This window comes from Ideonella lacteola (assembly GCF_038066555.1).
Taxonomy (GTDB): Bacteria; Pseudomonadota; Gammaproteobacteria; order Burkholderiales; family Burkholderiaceae_C; genus Ideonella; species Ideonella lacteola.
In genome coordinates this window covers 207,321-224,264 of the sequence record NZ_JBBUTG010000009.1, presented here as the reverse complement: position 1 = coordinate 224,264, position 16,944 = coordinate 207,321, and the positions used below count along the sequence as shown (strand labels likewise).

Here is a 16,944-nt window from a genome sequence, read left to right as displayed (position 1 = left end):
AGGATGCAGGGTGTCGCGCCGGGCAGGTCGTCAGAACAATCCGCTCCGCCTGCCGCAGTTCCGCAGCCGGTGGCGCCAAGAAGGCAACCCAGCACTCTGGCACCCCAACCCAGCATTTCCAGGAGTACCCCATGTCTCACATCGCCAAACTCTCGCTGGCCGTTGTCGCGGCCGCCTTCGCCTTCAGCGCCGTGGCCGGCAGCGAGCCCCCGGGCGTGAAGTCGTCGAAGAAGGTGTCGGCCGAGGCCATCACCACCGCGCACAAGCTGCAGAAGACCTACTTCGACACCGACAGCACCAGCGTCGCCATCAACGCCGGCTTCAACGTCGTCGGCACCGCGCTGACCGTCAACTGCGCCAACACCGCCGGCTGCACGATCGCCGCCGACATGAACGCGCAGCTCGCTGCCGCGGCCACCGAAAACGCAGCGGCCATCTGCCTGATGATCGACGCGGTCTACGTCAATTGCCCCTTCAACGGCATCGTCCGCGCGGGTTCGGGCTTCCAGGTCATGAACTACCAGACCTTCGCTGGCGTGACCGCGGGCAACCACACCGTCGAGATGCATGTCTACTCGACGCAGGCGACGACGCTGCACCGTTGGAACAAGGAAATCAAGCTGTACAAGCCGTGATGTCGGGGGCCTGACGGCCCGCGTCGATAGGGCTCAGACCGCGGACTGGCTATTGCCGGTCCGCTTTGTTTGTGACGGGCTCCGTCGGGTGGGTCGCGCCGGGCGGCGCGCCTCGCGGGCAAACGCGAGGGGCATACAGTTGACGCATGCCTCATGACTTCATCCTCTTTGACCTCGATGGCACGCTGAGCGACCCCCAGCTGGGGATCGGCCGCTCCATCAATCACGCGCTGGAGCGCCACGGTTTCGAGCCCCTGCTGCCGGATGCGGTGCCTCGCTACATCGGGCCGCCGTTGGACGAGAGCTTCCGCGTCATCACCGGGCGGCATGACGACGGCACCATCGTCGCCCTGGTGGCCGCCTACCGCGAACGGTATGGCGACATCGGCTATGCCGAGAACCAGCTGTACCCAGGTATCCCCGAGGCCTTGCAGCGGCTCGCCGAGGCCGGCTTTCCGCTGGGGCTGTGCACCTCGAAGCGCCGCGACTTCGCGTGCAAGATCCTCGCGATGTTCAAGCTCGACCACCTCTTCCGGTTCATCGACGGCGGCGAGATCGGCATGCACAAGTGGCAGCAGATCGCTGCATTGCGAGAGGCGGGGCGAGTGAGCGAATCCAGCCTGATGGTCGGTGACCGTGCGGTCGATCTCATTGCAGCCCATCGCAATGGCCTGTCCGGCGCGGGCGTGCTGTGGGGCCATGGCTCCCGCGATGAGCTCACGGCCGAGACGCCGCGCTACCTCTGGCAGCAACCCGCCGATATCGGCGCCACCCTGGCTTTCGCCCCACAGCCATGAGCGATCAAGCCGTGACCTTCTCGATTCGCAGATTGCGGCCTGACGATGCCGCGGCATTTCAGGCGCTTCGCCTGCGCGGCTTGCTCGAATGCCCCACCGCATTCGCCTCCAGCTACGCCGAAGAGGCAGGCGAGGCCGTGAGCGCCGTGGCCGAGCGGCTGGCGGCCGATGTGGCTGCGCCGGGCGCCAGTGGCGTCTACGGCGCATGGCAAGGCGAGGCGCTGGTGGCGGTGGCAGGCCTGGCCCGCGAGCGGATGGCCAAGCTCTCGCACAAAGCGATGCTCTGGGGCATGTACGTGGCGCCGGAGGCGCGGCGTTACGGCATCGCCCAGGCCTTGCTGCAGCACGTGCTGGCGCAGGCCGCGGCCGAGCCGGGCTTGACGCAGGTCATGCTGGGCGTTCACGCGGGCAACGCAGCGGCCATCGCGCTCTACCGTTCCGTCGGCTTCGTCGGTTGGGGCACCGAGCCCGCGGCGGCCTGTGTCGACGGGGTGCCGCACGACGAGACCTGGATGGTGTGCATGCTCGGTGCGCGTCCGCCCAAGCCGAGTGTCCGCCCCGCCTGGGCGGTGCTGGTCCACAGCCCCGATCCAGATGCCGCTCGGGCGTGGTATCAGCGGCTTTGGCCCGAGGCGCGCCAGGTGCACCTCGATGATCCGGCACCGTTCGACCTGTTGGTGGTCGATGGCGTGCGGCTCGAATTCGTGCGGGCGGACGCCAAGGTGGCGAGCGGCCGGGCCGGCACCGTCGTCTACTGGCCGGTCGACGACTTCGACCAGGTGCGCGCCCGTGCCGAAGCGCTGGGCGCCACCCTCTACCGCGGGCCGATGGCCATCGAAGAAGGGTGGCGCATGGCGCAGTTCGTCGATCCGTTCGGGAACCTGTTCGGCCTGCGAGGGGGCTGATGGCGCGCGGGCCCGAAGGGGCGGGCCCGGGCCTCCATCACGAGGGCATCACCAGATGCGGATGCGCTCTTCGGTGGGCTTGAACATCTTGTCGCCCGGCTTGGTGCCGAAGGCTTCGTGGAAGCCGTCGTGGTTCACCGCCGCACCATTGGCGCGGAATTCGGGCGGCGAGTGCGGGTCGGTGGTCAGCAGCTGCATCGCACGTTCTTCACGCACCTTCTCACGCCAGGCTTGCGACCAGCCGAGGAAGAAGCGCTGCGCGCCGGTGTAGCCTTCGATCACCGGTGCGGGCTGGCCCTTGAGCGAACGGATGTAGGCCTTGTAGGCGATCTGCAGGCCTGACAGATCGGCGATGTTCTCGCCCAGCGTCAGCTTGCCGTTGAGCTTCTTGCCCGGCAGCGGCTCGTAGGTTTCGTACTGGGCCACCAGTTTGGCGCCCACCGCCTCGAAGGCCTTGCGGTCTTCGTCCGTCCACCAGTTGCGCAGCACGCCTTCGCCGTCGAACTGGCTGCCCTGGTCGTCAAAGCCGTGGCTGATCTCGTGGCCGATCACGGCGCCGATGGCACCGTAGTTCACCGCGTCGTCGGCGGCCATGTCGAAGAACGGAGGCTGCAGGATCGCCGCGGGGAAGACGATCTCGTTGAGGCTGGGGTTGTAGTAGGCGTTGACGGTCTGCGGCGTCATGCCCCATTCGCTGCGATCGACCGGCTTGCCGGCCTTGGCGGCGATGCGGTTCCATTCGAAGCGGGCGGCGCGTTGCGAGTTGCCCAGCGGGTCACCCGCACGGACTTCGAGCTGGCTGTAGTCGCGCCATTGATCGGGGTAGCCGATCTTGGTCATGTACTTCGACAGCTTGGCCTGGGCCTGGGCCTTGGTGGCGGGCGTCATCCAGCTCAGTCCGTCGATCGAATCCTTGTAGGAGGCGAGCAGGTTGTTCACCAGCTCCTGCATGCGGGCCTTGTACTCGGGGGGGAAGTGCTTGGCCACATAGAGCTGGCCCACGGCCTCGCCCAAGGCGGCGTTGACTTCGGTGATGCCTTGCTGCCAGCGCGGCTTCTGCTCTTTGGCGCCGGTCAGTGCGGTGCCGCGGAAGGCAAAGCGCGCGTCGCGGAAGGCTGCCGGTAGGACGGTGGCGGCGTCGTCGAGCGTGTGCAGCTTGAAGTACAGCTTCCAGTCGGCCAGGGGCACTTCGGCGTACAACTTGGCGATGGCGGTGGCGGCACTGGGCTGCGACACCGACAGCCGTTCGACGCCGCCCAGACGGGCCTCTTTCAGGAAGGTCGCCCAGTCCAGCCCCGGAGCTGCCTTGGTCAGCTCGGCGGGTGTCATCGGGTTGTAGATCTTGACCGGGTTGCGGTTCTCGACCTTGTCCCAGTGCGCCTCGGCGATGCGACGCTCCAGCGCCATCACCCGCTTGGCGGCATCGGCCGGGTCTTTCATGCCGGCCAGCTTGGCCAGCGTGGTGAGGTAGGTTTCGTAGGCGGCGCGGGCCTTGGACAAGCGTTCGTCGTCGGTCTTCAGGTAGTAGTCCCGATCGGGCAGCCCAAGGCCGCCTTGCCAGGTCAGGGCCTGGTTCATCGTCGGGTTCTTGAAGTCCGCCATCACATACAACTGCACCGGCGTTTCGAGGCGGCCCTGCACCTGGCCCATCCAGGTGGCCAGGTCTTTCGGCGTCTTGATGGCGTCGATCGCGGCCAGCGACGGCTGGACCGGCGCGAGGCCGGCCTTGTCGATGGCGGCGGTGTCGAGATAGGCCGCGTAGTACGAGCCCACCTTCTGTTCGACGCTGCCCGCTTTGGACTGCGCCTTGGACAACTCCTCGACGATGGCACGCGAGCGCGCGTCGGAGATGTCGCGCAGCTGGATGAAGGCGCCGTACTCAGGCTTGTCCGCCGGGATCTCGGTGGCCTTGAGCCAGCCGCCGTTGGCCGCGTGGAACAGGTCGTCCTGCGCGCGGACGGATGGGTCGAAGCCCGGACGATCCAGCCCGGAGACGGGGGCGGCGAAGCTGGCGGCGGCCAGGTGGACGAGGACGGCGAGCGTCGACAGTCTGAGCGATTTCATCTAAAGGCTTTCCAACATGCGAAGGGCGCCTGGTTGGGCGCCCGGATGGAGCCGAAACAACGCGACCTCGGATACAGGCGGGCGATCGGCGGGTGCATGCACCTTAGCCGCAAGCCTGGGGCGGCGCGATCAGGGAAAGGACGAACCGCCGGTTGGACCGGCCGAATCGCCCAAATCGGCGATGAAACGGCGTTCCCCGCGCCGGAATGAGCGCTGCCCCGAAGCCTGGGCCGGCGCTGCTTCGGGCCCGGAGCCGACGCCGCGGCGGATCAAACCACCGGTTCGGCTACCCGCTTGGCCAGGTGCGCCAGCGCCTCTTCGACCTGATCGACCAGCACCAGGCACAGGTCGCCCGGCTCCAGTCGCGCCAGTGCCGCGTCGATGGCGATGAATTCGCCGGTGATTTCCTGGATGTGGCGCGTGCGGGCGGCGCCTTCGAGGCCTTGCCGCAGCAGGGCCACCACTTCACCGTCGGCGCGGCCGCGCTGGCAGGCGTCCTGGTAGAGGATGACTTCGTCGAAGGCCGCGCCCAGGATCTGCGTTTGCTCGCGGATGTCCTCGTCGCGGCGATCACCGGCGCCCGAGATCACCACCGAGCGGCGCTTGGCGGGCATCGCGGTGACGGCCTGGACCAGGGCACGCATCGCGTCCGGGTTGTGGCCGTAGTCGGCGATCAGGGTGGCGCCGCGGTAGTCCATCACGTTGAAGCGGCCCGGTGCGTTGTCCGCGTCGTTGACGAAGCTGGCGAGGCCCGAGCGGATCGCATCCCACGACAGGCCGGTGCCCCACGCGGCGGCGACGGCGGCCATCGCGTTGTCGATCTGGAAACCGATGGTGCCGTGGCGCGTCAGCGGGATGTCGCGCAGCGCGACGAATTCGCGCCAGTTGCCCTCGGCCACGACGATCTGCTCGCCCTCGACATAGACGCAGCGCTGGCCCTGGGCGCGGTGCGTGGCCAGCACCGGGTGGTGGCGGTCTTGCGCAAAGTAGATGATGCCGCCCGGGCAGGTGGGCGCCATCGCGACGCAGTGCGGGTCGGTGGCGTTCAGCACCGCATAGCCCGTGGGGGCCACGTTCTGCACGATCACCCGCTTGACCGCCGCCAACCCCTCGACCGTGTCGATGAAGTTGAGGCCCAGGTGGTCGCCCGCGCCGATGTTGGTGACCACCGCCACCTGGCAGCGGTCGAATCCCAGGCCTTCGCGCAGGATGCCGCCGCGTGCCGTCTCGAACACCGCGGCGTCGACCTGCGGATTCATCAGCACGTTGCGGGCGCTCTTCGGGCCCGAGCAGTCACCCGAGTCGATCTGGCGGCCGTTGACGTGCACGCCATCGGTGTTGGTCATGCCCACCCGCAGCCCGCTGGCACTGAACATGTGCGCGATGAGCCGCGAGGTGGTCGTCTTGCCGTTCGTGCCCGTGACCGCCACAACCGGGATGCGGCCATCGTCGCCCGGTGCGTAGAGGTGGTTGATGATGGCCTCACCCACCGCGCGGCCCTTGCCGTAAGAAGGTGACAGGTGCATGCGCAGCCCGGGGGCCGCGTTGACCTCGACGATGCCGCCGTGCTGCTCTTCGAGCGGGCGCAACACGCTTTCGCACACCACGTCGACGCCGCAGATGTCCAGCCCCACCATGCGGGCCGCGGCCACCGCGCGGGCGGCGACATCCGGGTGGACGTCGTCGGTCACGTCGGTGGCGCTGCCGCCGGTGGAGAGGTTGGCGTTGTTGCGCAGCACGACGCGGCGGCCCTTCTCGGGCACCGAGTCGGGCGTGAGGCCCTGCATGGCCAGCCGCGCGACGGCGATGTCGTCGAAGCGGATCTTGGTGAGCGAGGTGGCATGGCCATCACCACGGCGTGGATCCGCATTGACCTGGTCGACCAGCTGGCGCACCGTGTGCACGCCGTCGCCCGACACCTGCGGCGGGTCGCGACGCGCGGCGGCGATCAGCTTGGAGCCGACCACCAGCATGCGGAAATCGCTGCCCGGCAGGAACTTCTCGACCATCGGCTTGCCGATCTCTTCGGCCGCCTTGTAGGCCAGCGCCAGCCCGGCGGCGTCGGTGATGTTCACCGTCACGCCCTTGCCCTGGTTGCCGTCCTGCGGTTTGCAGACGACCGGCCAGCCGATTTCTTCGGCGGCCTCGATCGCATCTTCGATGCTGTCCACCGGGCGGCCGAGCGGCACCGGCACGCCGGCTGCGCGCAACAGCGTCTTGCAGAGGTCTTTGTCCTGCGCGATGGACTCGGAGACGGCACTGGTCGAATCGACCTCGGCGGCCCAGATGCGGCGCTGCTTGGCGCCCCAACCGAACTGGACCAGGCTGCCGCTGGTCAGGCGGCGGAACGGGATACCCCGGGCCACGGCGGCGTTGACGATGGAGCCGGTGGAGGGGCCCAGGCGGATGTCCTCGTCCAGCTCGCGCAGCGCGCGTATGGTGGCTTCTGAGTCGAAGGCCGGTGCACCTTCTTCGGCCAGCGCCGCGCGGATCAGCGCCTCGGCGGCTTCGATGGCCTGCCGACCGACCTTTTCTTCGCTGTACTCGATGACGACCTGGTACACGCCGGCCTCGGGCGTGGCCGAGCAGCGGCTGAAGGTCACCGGGCAGCCCGCCTGCGTTTGCAGCGCCAGCGTCGCGGTTTCGACCACATGGGCGAGCGATGCCTCCTCGGGCCTGCGCCGCAGCGCGCCCATGCCCGGGAACAGCGCGCGCAGACGCGCCTCGAAACCAGGCAGCGAGGCCAGCGAACGCTCATGTTCGTCGCAGGCGACGACAGCTTCGATGGCGGTGTGGCGGCTCCAGAGGTTGGGGCCGCGCAGGGTTCGGATGCGAGAAATGTCCATGGGTCGGATGTGACGATCTGGAAGTCGGGGGCGTCGCGGGATCAGGCCCGGGCGGGGCCGAGGTCGAAGGTCTCGACGCCGGCAGCGATCAGTTCGGGCGAGATGCCAAAGGCCCAGGCGCCGGCGACAGCAGCCAGCAAGGCTTCGGCCAGGCCGGCGTCGCCGCCATGCCCGTGCCGCTGCAAGATGCCGTGCAGATCGGGCCCGGCCTGCTCGCTGGCGCCCGTCATCAACACGACCTTGCCATCACGCAGGACGGCGGCGCGGCCACCTTCCAGCCCGTGGTCACGCAGGGCCTGCGCGTCGCCGCCGGCCCCTTCGACGGCGTAGTACAGCACCTCGCCATCGCACAGTTCCGCCAGCTCGGTGATGCGCGGATCGTTGGCGTTGAGCACGGCCACGCCATCGTCCAGCACCACGTCGACCTGGGTGCGCAGCACCTTGTACATCTGGTCGGACTCGCTGATGTCGTGGCGCTTCAGGTCGGCGGCGCCATCGAAATCGGTCACCACGCCGACCTGGCAGCGGTCGTAGGGCAGCCCTTCGTCGAGGATCAGGCCCGGGCCGTTTTCGAACACGGCCGCCTGGGCATCGCGGTTCATCAGCAAGCGGTGGCTGGCTTCCCAGTACGCGGTGCTGCGGGCCACCGCCGGCTCGGTGCGGCGCTGGCCGACGAAGAGCCCGTCGCGGCAGGCCAGCGCGGTGTGCTTGCCCGACAGGTGCACCAGCCAGGCGATCGCGCGGGCCACCACCTGGGTGTTGCGGGTACCCGCCACGCCGACGATCGGGATGCGGCCGGGGTGCGGGTCGTGCTCGTCGCTGGGGAACAGCTGCTCGACGATCGCCTGACCGACGGGCCGCGGCTTGCCGACGGCGGGCTTCAGGTGGCTGAGCAGGCCGGGGCCGGCGTTCACCTCGACGACGGCACCACCCTGGTCATGCAAGGGCTTGCCGATGTCTTCGGCCACCACGTCGATGCCGGCGATGTCCAGGCCCACCGTTTGCGCGGCCAGCGACACGTAGTGCTCGACCTCCGGGTGCACATCATCGGTGCAGTCGATCGCCACGTTGCCGTTGCGCTGGACCAGCACGCGCTTGCCCGCGGGCGGGACCGAATCCGGCGTGTAGCCCTGACGCTGCAGGTCGAGCAGGATCACGCCGTCTTCGCGGATGTTCAGCCGGTTCAGCGGGTGATCTTCCGTGGTGCCGCGGCGCGGATCGCTGTTGATCTGCTGGTCGACCAGGTCGGCGATGTGGTGCTGCCCGTCACCGGTGATCCAGGCGGTTTCCCCCCGGGCTGCTGCCACCACCTTGCCGCCCACCACCAGCAGCCGATGCTCCTGACCGGGGATGAAGCGCTCGACCATCACTTCGCTGCCATGGCGTGCTGCCACCTCGTAGGCGGCGCGGATGTCGGCCTCGACGGTGAGATCGAGCGTCACGCCGCGCCCATGGTTGCCGTCGGTGGGCTTGACGACGACCGGCGCGTCGAAATCCTGCGCCGCACGCCAGGCGGCGTCCGGGCTGTCGACGATTTCGCCTTCGGGCACGGGCACGCCGCAGGCCATCAACAGGGTCTTGGTCAGATCCTTGTCGCACGCGATCGTCTCGGCGATGGCGCCGGTCAGGTCGGTCTCGGCCGTCCAGATGCGGCGCTGGCGCGCACCGTAGCCCAGTTGCACGAGGTTGCCGTCGTTCAGGCGGATGTGCGGGATGCGCCGGTCAGTGGCGGCGGCCACGATGCAGGCGGTGGAAGGGCCGAGATAGCAGTCGTCGATCGCGTCGCGCACCTGGGCGACTGCCGCGGTCACGTCGAAGGGTTTGTCGTTGATGGCGGCCATCAACAACGCATGGCCCTGTGCCAAGGCGGTGCGGCCGACCTGCTCGTTGCGCGAGCGGAACACCATGCGGTAGACGCCATGCTGGCTGGTCGAGCGCGTCTGGCCGAAGCCGGTGGGCATGCCTGCCAGGTTCAGCAGCTCGATCACGCAGTGTTCGAGCACATGGCCTGCCCAGGTGCCCTCCCGCAGGCGTTGCAGGAAGCCGCCGCGTTCGCCCACACCGCAGTGGTGTTCGGCCAGGGCCGGAAGCAGGGCCAACAGGCGGTCGGTGAAGCCGGGCAGCTTGTCGGAGGGGTGTTCTTCCAGCTCGCCCAGGTCGAGCCAGACTTCGAGCACCGAGCGGTAGGTCCAGATGTTGGGGCCGCGCAGGTAGGTGATGCGCTGGAGCTGGATGTCGTTCTTCTGGGCGGTCATGGATTGGATGGCTAGTGGGGCGGGCCGGGGCGCGCAGGTGGCCAACGGTGGGCGCGAGGTGCGAATTTTGCGCCCGCCGCGACACACCGGGTGCCTGGGACTGGCACGGGGGAGGCGGCAGCCGCGCTTTCAAGGAAAATGCCGCGCTCAGCATGCAACATCCACCACACCCCCCGGCTGCCCCTGTCGCAGCACCCCTGGATGCCGGGGACAACGTGCTCGCCTCCCTGCAGGTTGACCTCGACGAGAACCTGCGGTTCGCCGATGGTCAACTGGTGCTCAGCGAGCGTGCATTGTTCGCGCGGCTGGGGCCCACGGCCCCTTGGCAGCGTTACGAGCTGTCGCCAGAGCTCACCCTGCGCCATCACGACCATGCCGGTGTCGGCACCCTGGAAATGGCCGATGCGCAGCGCCTGCTCGTGCGCTGGCGCTTCACGCTCGGCGCGAATGTCCAGGCGCTGCGGCTGGTCAAGCGTTTCGAACAGTTGCAACAAGCCCGGGCCCAGGGCGTGGCACCCGAGGGGGATGACCCGACCCGCTGCCCCACCTGCCGCGCGCCGCTGCCGCCCGATTCCGACGAATGCCCGATGTGCACGCGCGAGCTCACCGAGCCGCCGTCCACCTGGGTGCTGCTGCGCCTGTGGCGCTTCGCCAAGCCGTACCAGGGGCGGCTGCTGCTGGGTTTTCTGCTGACGCTGGCCTCTACCGGGGCCACGCTGGTGCCGCCGTACCTGACGATCCCGCTGATGGACGAGGTGCTGATTCCGTTCCAGAACGGCAAGAGCATCGACCCTTCGTACGTGATGCTGCTGCTGTCAGGCCTGCTGGGCTCGGCGTTGCTGGCCTGGAGCCTGGGCTGGGCCCGGACCTGGCTGCTGGCGCTGGTGTCCGAGCGGATCGCCGCCGACTTGCGGGTCGGCGCCTTCGAGCACCTGCTGCAGTTGTCCCTCGACTATTTCGGTGCCAAGCGCACGGGCGACCTGATGAGCCGCATCGGCTCGGAAACCGACCGTATATCGGTGTTCCTGTCGTTGCACGCGCTGGATTTCGCCACCGATGTGCTGCTGCTGGGCATGACGTCGGCCATCTTGTTTTCGATCAACCCGTGGCTGGCGCTGGTCACCCTGCTGCCGCTGCCGTTCATCGCCTGGATGATTCACCTCGTCCGAGACCGGCTGCGCACCGGCTTCGAGAAGATCGACCGCGTCTGGGGCGACGTGACCAACGTATTGGCCGACACCATCCCCGGCATCCGGGTGGTGAAGGCCTTTGCCCAGGAAGCGCGTGAGGCCGGGCGTTTCCGTGACGCGAACAAGCAGAACCTCGTCGTCAACGACCGGCTGAACAAGACCTGGAGCCTGTTCTCGCCCACCGTCTCGCTGCTGACCGACATCGGGCTGCTGGTGGTGTGGGCGTTCGGCATCTGGCAGGTCAGCAAGGGCCAGATCACGGTGGGTGTGCTCACGGCGTTCATCGCCTACATCGGCCGCTTCTACGGACGGCTCGATTCCATGAGCCGCATCGTCTCGGTCACACAGAAGGCGGCGGCCGGGGCCAAGCGCATCTTCGACATCCTCGACCACGTCTCGAATGTGCCCGAGCCGGCCAATCCGGTGAAGATCCAGGCGCTGCAAGGCGGTGTGACGATGGACAACATCGGCTTCCGCTACGGCAACCGTTCAGTCATCCGCGGGCTCAACCTGGAGATCAAGCCCGGCGAAATGATCGGCCTGGTGGGCCACAGCGGCTCGGGCAAGAGCACGCTGGTCAACCTGATCTGCCGCTTCTACGACGTGACGGACGGCCGCATCCTGATCGATGGCCACGACATCCGCAGCTTTGCTGTTTCCGACTACCGGCGTCACATCGGCTTGGTGCTGCAGGAGCCGTTCCTCTTCTTTGGCACGGTGGCCGAGAACATCGCCTACGGCAAGCCGGATGCGACGCGCGAAGAGATCGTGGCCGCGGCCCGCGCGGCCCATGCGCACGAGTTCATCCTGCGCCTGCCGCAGGGTTATGACTCGCTGGTGGGCGAGCGCGGCCAGGGGCTGTCGGGCGGCGAGCGCCAGCGCATCTCGATCGCGCGGGCGCTGCTGATCGACCCGCGCCTGCTCATCCTCGATGAAGCCACTTCGGCGGTGGACACCGAGACCGAGAAGGAGATCCAGAAGGCGCTCGACAACCTCGTCAAGGGCCGCACGACGATCGCCATCGCCCACCGGCTGTCGACGCTGCGCAAGGCCGATCGTCTGGTGGTGATGGACCGCGGCGAGGTGGTTGAAGTGGGGCCGCATGACGAGCTGATGGCCCGCCAGGGCGCCTACTGGCGCTTGTATGAGGCCCAGGCCCGCAAGGCCGAGGCCGAGCGCGAAGACGGCAGCGACCACGACGCCGTGCTGATCGCCAACACCCTGCCGCAACCGTCGGCTCACACGGTGGTGAGCCCATGAGCTTGACCACGAGCACGACGACAAGCACGACGATGAGCGCGATCGACTTCCAACTGTCTCGCAACCCGCTTGGCCGCCTGGTTTTCACCGCCGCGGACGGGACGGTGCACGAAGGCATCACGCCCGTGCGCGCCTTCCCGATCGGGGCGCCCGATGAGGGCCTGTCGCTCGTCAGCGCCGAAGGGCGCGAGCTCGCCTGGCTGCCGCGGCTGTCGGGCCTGCCATCGAACGTTCGCACCTTGATCGAAGAAGAGCTCGCTCACCGCGAATTCACGCCCGAGATCAAACGCCTGCTGAAGGTCTCGACCTTTTCCACGCCCAGCACCTGGGACGTCGAGACCGACCGCGGTGCGACCCAGTTGGTGCTCAAGGGCGAAGAGGACATCCGGCGCCTGCCCGGCGGCCGCGCCGCGCTGCTGATCACCAGCGGTCACGGCATCGTCTTCAAGGTGCCGGATCTGCTGGCGCTGGATCGGCATTCGAAGCGATTGCTCGAACGCTTCCTTTGACGTCGGTCAGGACGCGTGCCATGGCGGCCTTCGTCCAGGCGCGCAAAGCGCCGCCGCCACCCGTCAAGTGGCGTTCGGCGCAGCGCTGGATCGACACACGAAGCGGTTGATCAAAAGCTTCCTTTGACCTCGGTCAGGACGCGTGCCATAGCGGCCTTTCTCTTCCAGGCGCGCAAAGCGCCGCCGCCCGTCAAGTGGCGTGCGCGGATCCGGCTCCGCCGGTCCGCTGCGCGAGCCCCCTCGGGGGGCAGGCCCCGGAAGGGGCCGTGGGGGCCCCCATCACCCCGCCCGCACCAACTGCATCAGTTTTCGGATGTCGATCGGCTTGGTGAACCAGTGGTCCACCAGGTCGAATGTGGCGGAGACCGTCTTGTCGGCCGGGCTGCCGCCTGTGATGGCGACCAACACGATGTCGTTGCAGTGGCGTTCGCGCAGGCGGTGGGCGAGGGTGAGGCCATCGAGGCCGGGCATTTGGATGTCGAGCAGAACGCAGTGAGGTTGGAAGCGTTCGATCAGGTCAAGGGCGCTCAGGCCGTCCTCGGCTGATTGCACTTGGCAACCGTTTTCGGTCAACGCGGCCGCCAAGGTCTGGGCCGCGTCGCGGTCGTCGTCGATCACGATGACGCGGGTGTCGTCGTTGCCGGGTGGGTTCAGGTGGGTCATCGGGTGGCGCAGGCTCCATCAAAGCGGCCGTGGCCCCTTCGAGGTGGGGTATGAGCAACCGTCGTTCCCGCCAAGAGGCTGGCGTAGGTGAGGCTGGCGCGGGCCAGGTGGGCGTGTCATGCCGGCGACTGGGTCTGTGTGGCATTCGGCGCGTCGATGACCAGGAGCGGCACTGAGCCGGGCGCCACCTCGGCGACGCACGGCAGGATCCAGCCCTCCGCCTGCTCTTCGGCGAGCAGTCCGGGCCATTCGACGCGGTATCGAACCTTGCCTTGCCGAAGCGGGCAACGGCAGGCGCGACAGCTGCCATTGCGGCAAGAGCGCGGCAGTCGGATGCCCGCCGCCTGCGCGGCGTCCAGCAAACTTTGCCCGGGCAAGACAGGCACCAGCCAACCATGAGGCTCGATTCGCAGGGTGGGTGGGGCGGGCGGCGTCACACCGGCGATGCTAGCCTTGCCGCTTCCACACGTTTCACGGGGCGCAGTCGACATGGGGCCTTTGCACGGGCTGAGGGTGATCGAATTGGCCAGCATCGGGCCCGGGCCGATGTGCGCGATGTTGCTGGCCGATCTGGGGGCCGACGTGGTTCGGATCGATCGCCTGGAGGCCAGCGGGCTGGGCGTGCCCGTGTCTTCGCGGTTCGACGTGCCGGGCCGGAGCCGCCGGTCGATTGCACTCGATCTGAAGAGCGACGCAGGGGTCGACGCCGCCAGGCGCCTGATCTCGGCTGCCGATGTGTTGATTGAAGGCTGGCGCCCCGGCGTGGCCGAGCGACTGGGCCTGGGGCCGGAAGACTGCCATGCCCGCCATCCCGGCCTCGTCTACGGGCGTATGACCGGCTATGGTCAGCACGGCCCACTCGCTCAGCGTGCTGGCCACGACATCAACTACATCGCCTTGACCGGCGCCCTGAGCGCCATCGGAGGGGCAGGTGAGGGCGAGGGCGACGGCCCGGTGCCGCCGTTGAACCTGGTGGGCGACTACGGCGGCGGCGCTCTGTACCTTGCCGTGGGTGTGCTGGCGGCCCTGTTCGAGCGCCAACGCTCAGGCCGCGGGCAGGTGGTGGACGCGGCGATGGTCGACGGCGTGGGGTCATTGATGTCGCTGTTCCATGGGCTGGCTGCTGGCGGGCTGTGGGACGAGCGGCAGCGCGCGGCCAACCTGCTGGACGGTGGCGCGCCGTTCTATGCCACCTATCAGGCGGCCGACGGTGGCTGGCTGGCGCTCGGCGCGCTGGAGCCCAAGTTCTTTGCCACGTTTGCCGACCTGGTGGGCCTGGAGCGGCGATTCGTCGAGCGCCAGTACGACCGCCGCCTCTGGCCCGAGATGCGCGAGGCGATCGCGGCCGCGCTGCGCCGGCGCACTCGCGACGACTGGGCGGCGGCGGCGCAAGACGGTGATGCCTGCCTGACCCCCGTGCTCTCGATGAGCGAGGCGGTCCAGCACCCCCAGGCCCGCCAGCGGCAGTCGTTCGTCGAGGTCGATGGGGTGCATCAACCCGCGCCAGCGCCGCGCTTTGGTCGCAGCCGACCCGCTTCGCCGAGGCCTGCTCCCCGGATGGGCCAGCACACGCGAGAGCTGCTGTCCGAAGCGGGCTACAGCGATGTGGAGATCGACACGCTGCTTTCCAGCGGCGCCGCGAAGCAGACAATGGCGCCATGACTTCGATCGATGTGAGTGCGGGCCAGACAGCCGATCGGGCCGACGGGGCCGACAGGGACGCCGAGGGCGCCCGGCAAGCGGCCAGCGTGGTCGTGCTGCGAGATGGTGCGAACGACGCGCCGGAAGTGCTGCTGCTGCGCCGCGCCGAGCGCGAGGGGGACATGCGAAGCGGCGTGTGGGTGTTTCCCGGCGGCGTGCTCGATCCGGTGGACCAGGATCTGGCGGCGCGTTGCGACGGTGACACCGACTCGGCGGCCAACGAACGGCTCGGCCTCGCCGCCGGGGCCCTGGCCTACACCGTGGCTGCCATTCGCGAATGTTTCGAAGAGGTGGGCCTGCTGTTGGTCTCGGACGGTGACGGTGAAGCGGCCGGCCGCGAGCGCGCGCTGGTGCGGCGCGGCGAAGACTTCGTGGCTTTGTGCGACCGCCACGGGCTGCGCCTGGACGCCGGGGCGTTGGCCTACCACAGCCACTGGTTGACGCCCCCGGGCATGCCCAAGCGGTTCGACACCCGATTCTTCGTGGCGCGGGCGCCGCAGGGGCAGTACCCCGAAGTCGATGCGGGAGAGGCGCTGGAGTTGGCGTGGCTGACGCCGTCGCAGGCGTTGGAGAAGGAGCGGGCGCTGAAACTGCTGCCCGTCACCCGCGAGACGCTGAAAGACCTGGCCCGATTCGCCACCGTGGCCGAGGTGCTGGCCGACGCCCGCGCGCGCCGCCAGCCGCCGCGGATGATGCCGCGCCTGGGCCGCGACGCGGCCGGCAAGGTCAGGCCGGTGCTGCCGCGCGAGTGGGCCTATGCCGAGATCGGCCACTTGGATCCGGTGGGCTTGGGCCACGTCTGTTTCGAGCTCCCGCCTTTGCAGCCGGTTCGGCTGTCCGACCGAGTCACCCGCATCACCTGCGCCAACGGCTCGATGATGACGGGCCCCGGCACCAACACCTACCTGGTGCGCTCGCCAGGCGGCGACGAGGTGACGGTGATCGACCCCGGGCCCTCCGACGACCACACGGAAGCCCATCTACAAGCGGTGGTTGCTGCCGCCGCACCGGGACGCATCGTTCGCATCGTGGCCACCCACACCCACAAAGACCATTCGCCGGCGGCGCAGCGCCTGGCCGCGATGACCGGGGCGGTGCTGGTGGGCCTCACGCCCGAGCACACCGAGTGGCAGGACACCGCGTTTCATCCCCAACACCGGCCGGCCGATGGCGAGCGCCTGGTGCTGGGGCCCGGCACGACGCTGCGTGCGGTGGCCACCCCGGGCCACGCATCGAACCATGTGTGCTGGCTGCTGGAAGAAGAGGGCATGCTCTTCACCGGTGACCATGTCATGCAGGGCTCCACCGTGGTGATCAACCCGCCTGATGGCGAGATGGCCGCCTACCTTGCCTCTCTGGAAAAGCTGCTGGCCATCGAGAACCTGGACTGGTTCGCGCCGGGGCATGGTTTCCTGATGGCGCGCCCGCAGGACGAGGTTCGCCAACTGCTGTTGCACCGCCGTGCCCGTGAGGCCAAGGTGGCAGCGGCGCTGCAATCAGCCGGGGCGGCCACCGCCGAGGCGCTGGTGCCCGGCGTCTACGGCGATGTGCCCACCTCGCGCCACGCGATGGCCGCGCGCTCCTTGACTGCCCACTTGATCAAGCTGGAGCGCGACGGACGCGTCCGCCATGAGGCCGGGTTGTGGCATTGGATCGCGGAGGTGGCCTGATGCGTACAGATGGAGGCGCCGCGGCGGTGGAGCTGACGGTGCACGACGAGCCGTGCCGCGACGCGGCGGAGGTGATCGACGACGGGCTCGGGACCGCGAATGAGGCGGCCGCCCCCATGCACGAGGTGCGGGCCTTGCAGTGCTACGTGCGGTCGGCCGATGGGCAGGTGCTGGGCGGGGCCGTCGGGCGAACCTGGGGCCTGTGCGCCGAGCTGCAACAGCTGTGGGTGGCGCCCACGCACCGCGGCCAGGGGCTGGGTACCCGGCTGGTCCGCGCATTCGAACAGCGCGCCATCGAGCGGGGATGCCGGCTGGGCTACCTGGAAACCTTCAGCTTCCAGGCGCCGGTGTTGTACCGAGCGCTGGGCTATGAGGTGGCAGCCACGATCGAGGGCTACGCGCCCGGCATTGCCAAGCACCTGATGACCCGGGTGCTTGGCGGATCTTGA

General features: G+C 68.7%; 13 protein-coding genes. 8 read left to right on the top strand and 5 right to left on the bottom strand.

The features are described 5' to 3' along the window. Positions 1-131 precede the first annotated feature (131 nt). The 3 genes from AACH06_RS15645 (at position 132) to AACH06_RS15635 (ending at position 2,337) form a co-directional block, all read left to right on the top strand. Positions 132-635, top strand: coding sequence for a hypothetical protein (locus tag AACH06_RS15645; RefSeq protein ID WP_341426673.1), 504 nt, complete (start codon positions 132-134; stop codon positions 633-635). Positions 636-781: 146 nt separating this feature from the next. Further along, entirely contained in the window at positions 782-1,432 is a 651-nt protein-coding gene (locus tag AACH06_RS15640; protein ID WP_341426672.1) for an HAD hydrolase-like protein, read from the top strand. Beyond that, positions 1,429-2,337, top strand: a complete 909-nt coding sequence (locus AACH06_RS15635; RefSeq protein ID WP_341426671.1) for a GNAT family N-acetyltransferase — start codon at positions 1,429-1,431, stop codon at positions 2,335-2,337. Before AACH06_RS15640 ends, AACH06_RS15635 begins: the two co-directional genes overlap by 4 nt. Positions 2,338-2,385: 48 nt before the next feature. Here AACH06_RS15635 and AACH06_RS15630 read toward each other — a convergent pair whose 3' ends face one another. From AACH06_RS15630 to AACH06_RS15620, 3 genes are all read right to left on the bottom strand, one after another. Further along, entirely contained in the window at positions 2,386-4,401 is a 2,016-nt protein-coding gene (locus AACH06_RS15630; protein ID WP_341426670.1) for a M13 family metallopeptidase, read from the bottom strand. Positions 4,402-4,670: 269 nt separating this feature from the next. Continuing rightward, a complete protein-coding gene (gene cphA, locus AACH06_RS15625; RefSeq protein ID WP_341426669.1) occupies positions 4,671-7,247 on the bottom strand; it encodes a cyanophycin synthetase in 2,577 nt (858 codons plus the stop codon). A 41-nt stretch (positions 7,248-7,288) separates the two neighbouring features. Next, entirely contained in the window at positions 7,289-9,502 is a 2,214-nt protein-coding gene (locus AACH06_RS15620) for a cyanophycin synthetase (RefSeq protein WP_341426668.1), read from the bottom strand. A 152-nt stretch (positions 9,503-9,654) separates the two neighbouring features. Here AACH06_RS15620 and AACH06_RS15615 point away from each other — a divergent pair, with 152 nt between their 5' ends. Together AACH06_RS15615 and AACH06_RS15610 are read left to right on the top strand one after the other, a co-directional pair. Further along, entirely contained in the window at positions 9,655-11,952 is a 2,298-nt protein-coding gene (locus AACH06_RS15615; RefSeq protein WP_341426667.1) for a cyanophycin metabolism-associated ABC transporter, read from the top strand. Next, positions 11,949-12,461, top strand: a complete 513-nt coding sequence (locus AACH06_RS15610; RefSeq protein WP_341426666.1) for a cyanophycin metabolism-associated DUF1854 family protein — start codon at positions 11,949-11,951, stop codon at positions 12,459-12,461. The genes AACH06_RS15615 and AACH06_RS15610 overlap by 4 nt, the downstream gene beginning before the upstream one ends. A 279-nt stretch (positions 12,462-12,740) precedes the next feature. Here AACH06_RS15610 and AACH06_RS15605 read toward each other — a convergent pair whose 3' ends face one another. Together AACH06_RS15605 and AACH06_RS15600 are read right to left on the bottom strand one after the other, a co-directional pair. Next, positions 12,741-13,124, bottom strand: a complete 384-nt coding sequence (locus AACH06_RS15605; RefSeq protein ID WP_341426665.1) for a response regulator — start codon at positions 13,122-13,124, stop codon at positions 12,741-12,743. A 116-nt stretch (positions 13,125-13,240) separates the two neighbouring features. Further along, entirely contained in the window at positions 13,241-13,561 is a 321-nt protein-coding gene (locus AACH06_RS15600) for a 2Fe-2S iron-sulfur cluster-binding protein (protein ID WP_423222039.1), read from the bottom strand. A 52-nt stretch (positions 13,562-13,613) separates the two neighbouring features. Between AACH06_RS15600 and AACH06_RS15595 the strand changes: the two genes are divergently transcribed. The 3 genes from AACH06_RS15595 to AACH06_RS15585 are packed head-to-tail and all read left to right on the top strand — an operon-like array spanning position 13,614 to position 16,944. Further along, positions 13,614-14,786: a CaiB/BaiF CoA transferase family protein gene (locus AACH06_RS15595; RefSeq protein ID WP_341426664.1), complete on the top strand. Its 1,173-nt coding sequence runs from the start codon at positions 13,614-13,616 to the stop codon at positions 14,784-14,786. Next, positions 14,783-16,495, top strand: a complete 1,713-nt coding sequence (locus tag AACH06_RS15590) for an MBL fold metallo-hydrolase (RefSeq protein WP_341426663.1) — start codon at positions 14,783-14,785, stop codon at positions 16,493-16,495. The genes AACH06_RS15595 and AACH06_RS15590 overlap by 4 nt, the downstream gene beginning before the upstream one ends. Beyond that, positions 16,495-16,944, top strand: a complete 450-nt coding sequence (locus tag AACH06_RS15585; protein WP_341426662.1) for a GNAT family N-acetyltransferase — start codon at positions 16,495-16,497, stop codon at positions 16,942-16,944. Before AACH06_RS15590 ends, AACH06_RS15585 begins: the two co-directional genes overlap by 1 nt.

Coding starts and splice junctions, on each gene's coding strand:
- AACH06_RS15645 (WP_341426673.1), top strand. CDS start 132: ATGTCTCACATCGCCAAACTCTCGCTGGCCGTTGTCGCGGCCGCCTTC.
- AACH06_RS15640 (WP_341426672.1), top strand. CDS start 782: ATGCCTCATGACTTCATCCTCTTTGACCTCGATGGCACGCTGAGCGAC.
- AACH06_RS15635 (WP_341426671.1), top strand. CDS start 1,429: ATGAGCGATCAAGCCGTGACCTTCTCGATTCGCAGATTGCGGCCTGAC.
- AACH06_RS15630 (WP_341426670.1), bottom strand. CDS start 4,401: ATGAAATCGCTCAGACTGTCGACGCTCGCCGTCCTCGTCCACCTGGCC.
- cphA (WP_341426669.1), bottom strand. CDS start 7,247: ATGGACATTTCTCGCATCCGAACCCTGCGCGGCCCCAACCTCTGGAGC.
- AACH06_RS15620 (WP_341426668.1), bottom strand. CDS start 9,502: ATGACCGCCCAGAAGAACGACATCCAGCTCCAGCGCATCACCTACCTG.
- AACH06_RS15615 (WP_341426667.1), top strand. CDS start 9,655: ATGCAACATCCACCACACCCCCCGGCTGCCCCTGTCGCAGCACCCCTG.
- AACH06_RS15610 (WP_341426666.1), top strand. CDS start 11,949: ATGAGCTTGACCACGAGCACGACGACAAGCACGACGATGAGCGCGATC.
- AACH06_RS15605 (WP_341426665.1), bottom strand. CDS start 13,124: ATGACCCACCTGAACCCACCCGGCAACGACGACACCCGCGTCATCGTG.
- AACH06_RS15595 (WP_341426664.1), top strand. CDS start 13,614: ATGGGGCCTTTGCACGGGCTGAGGGTGATCGAATTGGCCAGCATCGGG.
- AACH06_RS15590 (WP_341426663.1), top strand. CDS start 14,783: ATGACTTCGATCGATGTGAGTGCGGGCCAGACAGCCGATCGGGCCGAC.
- AACH06_RS15585 (WP_341426662.1), top strand. CDS start 16,495: ATGCGTACAGATGGAGGCGCCGCGGCGGTGGAGCTGACGGTGCACGAC.